10 protein-coding genes and 1 pseudogene are annotated in these 8,416 nt (G+C 43.9%); 9 read left to right on the forward strand and 2 right to left on the reverse strand.

The annotated features are described in order from the left end of the window. Nucleotides 1–500 precede the first annotated feature (500 nt). From AB4496_RS11755 to AB4496_RS11765, 3 genes are all read left to right on the forward strand, one after another. Complete coding sequence (locus AB4496_RS11755) at nucleotides 501–1,121, forward strand: lysoplasmalogenase (RefSeq protein ID WP_009848230.1); 621 nt, start codon at nucleotides 501–503, stop codon at nucleotides 1,119–1,121. Between the two features lie 90 nt (nucleotides 1,122–1,211). Further along, nucleotides 1,212–1,448 carry a YecH family metal-binding protein gene (locus tag AB4496_RS11760; protein ID WP_009848231.1) on the forward strand — a complete coding sequence of 79 codons (237 nt, stop codon included), beginning with the start codon at nucleotides 1,212–1,214 and terminating at the stop codon, nucleotides 1,446–1,448. A 212-nt stretch (nucleotides 1,449–1,660) separates the two neighbouring features. Further along, on the forward strand, nucleotides 1,661–2,245 hold the full coding sequence (locus tag AB4496_RS11765) for a YhgN family NAAT transporter (RefSeq protein WP_009848232.1): 585 nt from the start codon (nucleotides 1,661–1,663) through the stop codon (nucleotides 2,243–2,245). A 117-nt stretch (nucleotides 2,246–2,362) separates the two neighbouring features. On the opposite strand, the gene AB4496_RS11770 is transcribed toward AB4496_RS11765, so the two are convergent. Continuing rightward, the gene (locus AB4496_RS11770) at nucleotides 2,363–2,629 is read right to left on the reverse strand and encodes a DUF1145 domain-containing protein (RefSeq protein WP_009848233.1); all 267 of its coding nucleotides are present in this window, start codon (nucleotides 2,627–2,629) and stop codon (nucleotides 2,363–2,365) included. Between the two features lie 10 nt (nucleotides 2,630–2,639). Continuing rightward, nucleotides 2,640–3,242 carry a 16S rRNA (guanine(966)-N(2))-methyltransferase RsmD gene (gene rsmD, locus AB4496_RS11775; RefSeq protein WP_009848234.1) on the reverse strand — a complete coding sequence of 201 codons (603 nt, stop codon included), beginning with the start codon at nucleotides 3,240–3,242 and terminating at the stop codon, nucleotides 2,640–2,642. Nucleotides 3,243–3,472: 230 nt separating this feature from the next. Between rsmD and ftsY the strand changes: the two genes are divergently transcribed. From ftsY to AB4496_RS11805, 6 genes and pseudogenes are all read left to right on the forward strand, one after another. Beyond that, complete coding sequence (gene ftsY / locus AB4496_RS11780; protein WP_102258045.1) at nucleotides 3,473–4,747, forward strand: signal recognition particle-docking protein FtsY; 1,275 nt, start codon at nucleotides 3,473–3,475, stop codon at nucleotides 4,745–4,747. Between the two features lie 77 nt (nucleotides 4,748–4,824). Further along, nucleotides 4,825–5,502: a cell division ATP-binding protein FtsE gene (gene ftsE, locus AB4496_RS11785; RefSeq protein ID WP_009848236.1), complete on the forward strand. Its 678-nt coding sequence runs from the start codon at nucleotides 4,825–4,827 to the stop codon at nucleotides 5,500–5,502. Next, entirely contained in the window at nucleotides 5,489–6,457 is a 969-nt protein-coding gene (ftsX, locus tag AB4496_RS11790; protein ID WP_009848238.1) for a permease-like cell division protein FtsX, read from the forward strand. The genes ftsE and ftsX overlap by 14 nt, the downstream gene beginning before the upstream one ends. A gap of 177 nt (nucleotides 6,458–6,634) precedes the next feature. Beyond that, on the forward strand, nucleotides 6,635–7,492 hold the full coding sequence (gene rpoH, locus AB4496_RS11795; protein ID WP_029223159.1) for an RNA polymerase sigma factor RpoH: 858 nt from the start codon (nucleotides 6,635–6,637) through the stop codon (nucleotides 7,490–7,492). Between the two features lie 441 nt (nucleotides 7,493–7,933). Beyond that, nucleotides 7,934–8,254: a thiosulfate sulfurtransferase GlpE gene (glpE, locus tag AB4496_RS11800; RefSeq protein WP_009848240.1), complete on the forward strand. Its 321-nt coding sequence runs from the start codon at nucleotides 7,934–7,936 to the stop codon at nucleotides 8,252–8,254. Between the two features lie 55 nt (nucleotides 8,255–8,309). Next, nucleotides 8,310–8,416, forward strand: a pseudogene (locus tag AB4496_RS11805) (rhomboid family intramembrane serine protease GlpG); the annotation flags it as partial.

Genomic DNA, 8,416 nt, shown 5'->3' on the forward strand with positions numbered 1-8,416 from the left:
TTGTTTAATTAAGCTTTATAGGTTTTAGGTTTAATTTTTGTGATGGTTTTTTGACAGGAAGCTTAGCGAAACCTGACAAAGTGGTTTTTATAAAGGTAATTTACGCACTTTGTAAGTCTAGGTTTGTATAGTGTTGGAAAGTTCTATGTAAGTCTGTTTTTTGATTTTAAGTGTTTGTTTTTAATATTTTTGTGTATTTGATTTTGAACTTTTAGTTATGTGGTATTTGCAATATATAGCGACATATTGTGGCGTTGGCAGGATAGAAGTGATTGGAATTTAAGTTTGGGTTCTCTAGCGTCAATTTATATGAGTTTTCCGAACAATGAGTCTATTTTAAAAGGAATAATCACTATCGCTGCAGGTATTGTGACGACTTCAATCTAAAGATGCTCTTTTTAGTGGAAGCGTAATCAAGATCCAATTTTGAAGGGCTGAGGCTTTACATCAACATCCGTGTGCCTAGACTGGCGACGATTAAAAGCAATAGGGCAAATGATATGTGGAGTTGGTTGGCGGTTTCCTTGTCTGGTATTGGAGCAATAACAGGAACGAAACATGGGCATATCGGTCAGGCTTTATTGTATAAGGTCTTTACCTTTGTATTATTGGCGATTATTGCTCTAACTCAATCTGTTGTCGTTGATTTTACCTATTGGGTAGTCGCTGGGTTAGCTATATCCGCGATCGCAGATGTGCTTCATACTGTTACTCAAAAACGTCTTCTGCATTTTGTGTGTTTCCTGTTGGCTCAACTTTGTTACAGCAAAGCATTTTGGTTACAGCTATCAGGAGAAATGGTCTGGTGGTTGTTCGCGCTGCTGTTAGCTGCATGTATCGTTGCTTTCTTCCTATTACTCCCTCGCTTAGACAAACTCGTTTTTCCAGTGGTTATCATGGGTATTGTACTCATTCAGCTTGCTTGGGCTTCTGGTGAAGTCTGGTTACTTGAGCCTCAGCTATCACATGCTGTTGGTTTTGTTGGTTGCTGCGTGCTGCTGCTTTCCGCATTGGCGTACGCCCTAAATTTCTATCGCAGCCCAATTAAGGGCGCTTATTTTTGGGTAACGGGCAGTTACTTTCTTGCACACGCTCTCATCGTTGCTTCCCTCACCATTTAGGGTAGAGCTAGCTTAACTCTGAGCTACATCAAGGCAGCTCAGATGAAAGTAGGTACTCTACGTCTACTTCATTTAACATGAGATAGACTTATGACTACCGAAATTCATGCACACAACGTTTTAAACTTACTGAGTGAAAAGCCACTGACTCGTGAAGAGTTGACGCAAGAGCTTGCTCAAACCTATGGCGCTGAAGCTCGCTTTCATACGTGTAAGCTGAACGGTCTGGATTTGGATGGCCTACTGAAGTTTTTCCTGAAAATGGAAAAGGTCGTGATCATTGATGACAAGCTTTGCACTAATCGCGAACGTGTTTGTAATCACTGATCTTGAATGACCATCAGTTCTTGTCGCCGGTGAACAGTGAACTGTGATTAGCGAGTGGATGCGATATTCTCGGCTCCACTCCGACCATTTCTCCCTCGTTTGGCTCTCATAAATACCCTTCCAATAACGTAAATTCCTAAGTTTGTTACTGTGTTCGAAAATCAATCTTGAGGCTGCTATACTCCGCGCACTTACGATTTCGAGACAAACTTATGGAAATTTTATCTGCAGCGACCATGCTGTTTCTTATTATGGATCCGCTTGGCAACTTACCAATCGTGCTTTCTATCCTTAAGCATATTGATCCGAAGCGTCGCCGTATTGTTCTTGTTCGTGAACTCATGTTTGCGCTGATTATCCTGCTGCTGTTCTTGTTTGCTGGTCAAAGCATCATGAACTTCCTGCATGTGCAGCCTGAAACCTTGAGTATCTCTGGCGGTATTATTCTGTTTATCATCGCGATTAAGATGATTTTCCCAAGTGCGGGTAGTATTACTGGCCTCGCGGCGGGTGAAGAACCGTTTATTGTGCCGATGGCGATCCCTATGATTGCTGGCCCTTCAGTGATTGCGGCATTGATTCTGTTGTCGACACAGCACCCTGACAACATGTTAGAGCTTTCAGGCGCAGTGATGCTGGCTTGGGGCGCCACCTTCTTTATTCTGATGTTTAATGGCTTCTTCCTACGAGTACTAGGTGAGAGAGGCCTTAAAGCCATCGAACGCTTGATGGGCCTGTTGTTGGTTATGCTGTCGACGCAAATGTTCCTAGATGGTGTAAAGGGCTACATGGGCTAACATCAGTATCATCGCTGAATAAAAAAACGCCGCTCAAATGAGCGGCGCTTTTGTATCAACTGTTTCTGTCATGATGTTTTCTGTCGCTAAGCGTTTTATATCTAAGCTTAAGCTTTATTACATCATGTGTTTGCGTCGGATATCGAGTAGGGCAAAGACGCCGAAAATCAATATGGACCACTTCTCCCAACGTGACATTTCGATCTTATCGCCAAAAGCACCGATGAAAATCAGCATTTGCAGGCCGTGCATGAAGAATAAGAATGCTGTCATGATATAAAGCGCAATCGCAGCATTACCCGGGAATGGGTAGAAAATATTGGCGATTAAGATAAACCAAACAAAGGCGATGGCTGCTTTTGCTAGTGGAAGCAAGAACTTCATTCAATAACTCCTATTCTTCAGTGATTCGATTGAACAGTCGGTAGCTCGACTGGCCAGTGGTCTTATCGCGGTGTAATTCCCAGTTTTCTGGCATAGCTTCGAGTTTTAGCTCTTTCTCTGTCTCGACGTAAATGATGGCGTTGTCGGCAAGCCAACCGTTGCTCTCAAGCAGTTGTACTGTTTCTGCGAGTAAGCCTTTACGAAATGGAGGATCGAGAAAGACCATATCGTAAGGAGTGCCTGGCTGCTTAAGAAAAGAGATAGCATCAGTGTTGACTACATTGATGTTGTCTGCTTTGAGCTCTTTCGCGTTATCAGAAAGCTGTTTGGCCGCTTTTTGATTCATTTCGAGCAGTGTCACCATTTTTGCTTGGCGAGAAGCGGCTTCAAAACCTAGACCACCAGAACCGGCGAATACATCCAAGCAGGTCGAATGTGGGATATCTTGTGCCACCCAGTTAAAGAGTGTTTCTTTGACTCGGTCAATGGTTGGGCGTAATCCTTCTAAATCATGAACAGGCAGCTTTCTACCTCTCCATGAGCCACTAATAATTCGAACAAAGCCTCCGGATGGCTTTTTTTGTGATGTGTTTTGCTGGCGACGTCTTACCATAGATTTTTTGACCGCTAATAAAGTGATACTATACCGAGCCCAATTTAAGTGGGTTCGAGTATTAAATAAATTTACAATGACAAAGTGTATCAAGCTAAAAGCAAACTTATCACTGCTTTGTCATTTTTCTTTACTATTCGTTTGTACAAGCTTGTATTGTATAACAATAGCAAAGAGTCGACGTGTATTAAGTCAATACAGCTAATTAGTAGATCTAGGAAACTCCTCTGATGACGGAAAAAAAGAAGCGCGGATTATTATCGTGGCTTGGTTTTGGTGAAGAAGAACAAAGCCCAAAAACTCAGAATGAAGCGAACGTAGAAAACGTTGAAGATCAAACTGAAGTTGAATCACAAGTTGAGGCTGAACAGGTCGCACCTGAAGTTGAAGACGCTAAATCAACGGAACCTAAGTCTGTTGAATCTGAACTTGCGGAGTCAGAGCAAACGCTTGAAGAGGCTCAACAAGATCAGCAGCCTGTCGCAGCAGAAGCAGAAGCAGAAGCAGAAGCAGAAGCAGAAGCAGAACAGGAAGAAGTGATTGCTTCTCAATCTAAGGTTGAAGAAGTTCAAGAGAAGCCGACAGAAAGCTTCTTTGCACGACTTAAGCGTAGCCTAAGCCGTACTAAAGCAAACATTGGTGCTGGCTTCTTTGGTTTGTTCAAAGGCAAGCAAATCGATGAAGACCTGTTTGAAGAATTAGAAGAGCAACTTCTGATCGCCGACGTGGGTATGAATACCACCGTGAAGATCATTGAAAACCTAACAGAAAAAGCATCCCGTAATGACCTAAAAGACGGTGAAGCGCTTTATGGTCTGCTTAAAGAAGAGATGTCAGAAATCTTGAGCCAAGTGGAACAGCCACTGGTTGTTGATACCACTAAAACACCTTATGTTATCTTAATGGTGGGTGTGAATGGCGTGGGCAAAACAACCACTATCGGTAAGCTGGCGAAACAATTCCAAAGTGAAGGCAAGAAAGTGATGCTGGCGGCGGGTGATACCTTCCGTGCGGCAGCGGTTGAACAACTTCAGGTTTGGGGGCAGCGTAATGATGTTCCGGTTATCGCTCAGCACACTGGTGCCGATAGCGCGTCTGTTATCTACGATGCGATTGAAGCGGCGAAAGCGCGTGGTGTTGATGTTGTGATTGCAGATACTGCAGGCCGTTTGCAGAACAAGAGCAACTTGATGGAAGAGCTACGCAAGATTGTTCGTGTAATGAAGAAGATCGATGATTCTGCACCGCACGAAATCATGTTAACGCTAGATGCAGGTACCGGTCAGAATGCGATTAGCCAAGCGAAGTTGTTTAGTGACGTGGCACCAGTAACGGGCATTACGCTAACTAAGCTAGATGGTACAGCGAAAGGTGGCGTAATTTTCTCAATTGCTGACCTGTTCCAGATTCCAATCCGCTACATTGGCGTGGGTGAAGGCATTGACGACCTGCGTCCATTTGAGTCGAAAGACTTTATTGAAGCACTATTTAGCCGCGAAGAGTAACGCGTGTAGCAAAGTGGTTTATTCTTAACCTGCTACCGTTTTAAATTTGATATGAGTGATCGTAAGAGGAATTTTCGGTGATCAAATTTCAGCAAGTGAGCAAAGCCTACCGAGGCGGACGACAAGCGCTCCAAAAAGTGGACTTTCATCTCAAACGAGGAGAGATGGCATTTTTAGGCGGGCACTCTGGTGCTGGTAAAAGTACCTTGCTGAAGTTGATCTGCGCGATAGAGCGTCCAACTGACGGACGTGTTTGGTTTAACGATCACGATATTACTCGTATCCCAGCCAAAGACATTCCCTTTTTACGCCGTAACATCGGGATTGTCTTTCAAGATCACCGCCTACTTATGGATCGCTCGATCTTCGATAACGTCGCTCTGCCTATGCGTATAGAATCTATTTCTGAAAACGAAATTAAACGTCGAGTCAGCGCTGCGTTGGACAAAACCGGTTTATTAGATAAAGCCCGTTGTTTGCCAAGCCAGCTCTCTGGGGGTGAACAACAACGGGTCGGTATTGCTCGCGCTGTGGTTAACCGTCCAACTCTGCTTTTAGCGGATGAACCAACTGGTAACCTAGATCCTGAACTATCGAGTCGTGTATTACGCTTGTTTGAAGAGTTCAACCGTGCGGGTGTCACGATCATGCTAGCGACGCACGATATCGGGTTAGTGAACACTCGCCCTCAATATCGACATCTGGAATTAAACCAAGGCTTTTTGAGTGAGGTTGAAGATTATGGCCGCGAATAAGCGCATTAAGAAACCTCAATCCAATCGAGCAGTAAACCGGGCTTCAAGCGACGGTTTCTTTGTTGTTCATTGGAAACAAGCCAAGTCATCGTTCTCGCAAATGTGGCAGCGTCCGTTGGGTAACTTGCTGACGCTTGCGGTGATTTCAATGGCTTTAGCTATGCCCGCTTGTTTGTACCTACTGGGCAAGAACGTTGGTGAAGTGGCGCAAGATGTCACCAGCCCGTCACAAATTAGTGCCTATGTAGAGGATGGTATCCCTGAGCCGAGAGTCATGGTGCTTAAGGATGAAATCGAAAGTTGGGACCAAGTCGATCTGGTTGAGTACATTTCTCCGCAGCAAGGTCTTGAAGATCTTAGCCAGTATTCTGGTTTTGAGGACGCCCTAACTATCCTAGATGATTATTCATTGCCAGGTGTTTTGGTGATTACGCCAAGCGTACACAGCGACACGTTAATTAAAGAACTGGCAGGCAAGGTTAAGAAGCAAAAGTTAGTCACCGATGTTCGTTTAGATGAAGACTGGTTAGCTCGACTGGATGCTATCAAAGCACTTGCAGCCGTCATCGTGATTACCTTAACTGTGCTGATGCTGGGCGCAGTATTTCTGATTATCGGCAACACATTACGATTTAATGTGTTGGCGCATAAAGAAGAGATTCAAACCATGAAGCTGATTGGTGCTACCGACAGCTACATTCTTCGACCATACCTCTATGCTGGAATGTGGTTTGGTGTTTTAGGTTCGATTAGCGCGTGGGTAATGACGGCATTGATTACCGTATTACTGAACAGTGCTGTGGATGACTTGGCTCAGCTGTACGATAGCCACTTCCGCTTAATTGGCCTGAGTTGGGATGAATCTTTACTGCTTTTGATCGTCGGAACCTTGCTTGGTAGTGTAGCTGCGAAGCTTTCTGCACAGCGTCATCTCAAAGAAATTGAACCAGTTTAGGTGAATAGAGTCATATTTATACGAAAAATAGGCAGTTCTTAACCAGTTTTTGCCTTGTATAGACGAATTGATTATGCATAATTACTTCCCCCTCCTTGAAACCTGTTCATTTTAGGTTCAAGATTGTCGGGTTTTAATAGATGTATTACTCCAGATCAGAGATTGATGAGGAACCGAATGGCAAACCAAGCGTATCAAATGGCTTTAGTCACACAAGATAGTTTAGATAGCTATATCCGCTCAGCGAACAGTTACCCAATGCTGACGCCTGACGAGGAACGTGGACTTGCAGAGCGATTACATTACAAAGGTGAGATCGACGCTGCGAAAGGCTTGATCCTTTCACACCTACGATTCGTGGTGCACGTTGCAAGAGGCTACTCTGGCTACGGGCTGCCAATGGCTGACCTTGTCCAAGAAGGTAACATCGGCTTGATGAAGGCTGTTAAGCGCTTTAATCCAGAAGTTGGTGTCCGTCTAGTCTCTTTTGCTGTTCATTGGATCAAAGCTGAGATTCATGAATACGTATTGCGTAACTGGCGTATCGTTAAGATCGCAACGACTAAAGCACAGCGTAAATTGTTCTTTAACCTTCGTAAGTCTAAAAAGCGTTTAGGTTGGTTCAATAACGGTGAAGTTGAGACGGTTGCGCGTGAACTGGGTGTTGAGCCTTCAGAAGTTCGAGAAATGGAATCTCGTTTAGCGGCACAAGACGCGACGTTTGAAGCGCCTATGGACGACGACGACGGTGGTTCTGCTTACACAGCTCCAGTTTATTACCTAGAAGATAAAGCGTCAGACGTTGCTGAGACGGTTGAAGCAGCTAACTGGGAATCTCATACTAATAATCGCTTAGGTCTCGCATTGAAGAGCTTAGACGAGCGTAGTCAACACATTGTTCGCTCACGTTGGTTAGACGACAACAAAGCAACACTGCAAGACTTAGCGGATACCTATAGCATTTCTGCAGAGCGTGTCCGCCAGTTAGAAAAGAATGCGATGAAGAAATTGAAGCAAGCAGTTGGCGACTTCTAATAGCATTTAATTTTTAATAGTATTTGGTTTCTCATAGTAGCAAGCAAATAGCTTAATTTTGAAAAGGCCGAGATCGAGAGATCTCGGCCTTTTTGTTTTGGATCGATTTCTCAACTTTTGCGATCGAAATTTGCAAAATGATTTTGTGGATAACTCTGTGAGGAATTTATTCGTCAGCTGTCTAAAAGCAGGGTGTAGTAAGGCTTTGACAGGTTTTTTTGAGTGGGGATATGTTTCAGTTAACCCACAGTTAGATCAGGATCATTACTACATGTTGTGGATCTATTTTTAAAAAGGCACTTTATTCACGCAATTCACAGATTTATCCACAAATGGTGTAAAAGTGATCGCTGGTGGATAACCTTATTAAGTGGGTGTGATTGTTAGCCTTGGGATAGGTTACAATGGCAGCAAAGTAAATCAGTATAAAAAGAGAAAGTCATGGACCAGTTTAAACATATCGACGTTAAAGGCGCTCAAGCCCTTATTGAACAAAGTGAAGCTCGACTTGTCGATATACGAGATCCGCAATCTTTTGCGGTAGCCCATTCAGAAACCGCCTACCACCTGACTAACGATACAATGGTGTCGTTTATGGATGAGGTTGAGTTCGAACAGCCTATCTTAGTGATGTGTTACCACGGTATTAGTAGCCAAGGCGCGGCACAATATTTAGTGAACCAAGGCTTTGAAGAGGTATATAGTGTTGATGGCGGTTTCGAAGCTTGGCATCGTGCTGAACTTCCGGTGATTGCGGGTTAATAGCTTTATCACTTAAACGCTTCAAGCATCTCCATAGTATGAATAGGAAGTAACAATGATTAGATTGATGGTGTTAGACAACCCACGTCTTGCTCAAGCATTTATTGATTATATGGCCTCTCGTCAGATCTCTATTCACATGTCTCCAGAGGGAGAAGGGCG

The sequence above is a fragment of the Vibrio sp. 10N.222.46.A1 genome (genome assembly GCF_041473595.1).
GTDB lineage: Bacteria > Pseudomonadota > Gammaproteobacteria > Enterobacterales > Vibrionaceae > Vibrio > Vibrio tasmaniensis_A.

What these genes read in the sequence shown, in the direction of transcription:
- AB4496_RS11765 (WP_009848232.1), top strand. Translation starts at nt 1,661, where the DNA reads ATGGAAATTTTATCTGCAGCGACCATGCTGTTTCTTATTATGGATCCG.
- AB4496_RS11755 (WP_009848230.1), top strand. Translation starts at nt 501, where the DNA reads ATGTGGAGTTGGTTGGCGGTTTCCTTGTCTGGTATTGGAGCAATAACA.
- glpE (WP_009848240.1), top strand. Translation starts at nt 7,934, where the DNA reads ATGGACCAGTTTAAACATATCGACGTTAAAGGCGCTCAAGCCCTTATT.
- AB4496_RS11760 (WP_009848231.1), top strand. Translation starts at nt 1,212, where the DNA reads ATGACTACCGAAATTCATGCACACAACGTTTTAAACTTACTGAGTGAA.
- ftsX (WP_009848238.1), top strand. Translation starts at nt 5,489, where the DNA reads ATGGCCGCGAATAAGCGCATTAAGAAACCTCAATCCAATCGAGCAGTA.
- ftsY (WP_102258045.1), top strand. Translation starts at nt 3,473, where the DNA reads ATGACGGAAAAAAAGAAGCGCGGATTATTATCGTGGCTTGGTTTTGGT.
- AB4496_RS11770 (WP_009848233.1), bottom strand. Translation starts at nt 2,629, where the DNA reads ATGAAGTTCTTGCTTCCACTAGCAAAAGCAGCCATCGCCTTTGTTTGG.
- rsmD (WP_009848234.1), bottom strand. Translation starts at nt 3,242, where the DNA reads ATGGTAAGACGTCGCCAGCAAAACACATCACAAAAAAAGCCATCCGGA.
- rpoH (WP_029223159.1), top strand. Translation starts at nt 6,635, where the DNA reads ATGGCAAACCAAGCGTATCAAATGGCTTTAGTCACACAAGATAGTTTA.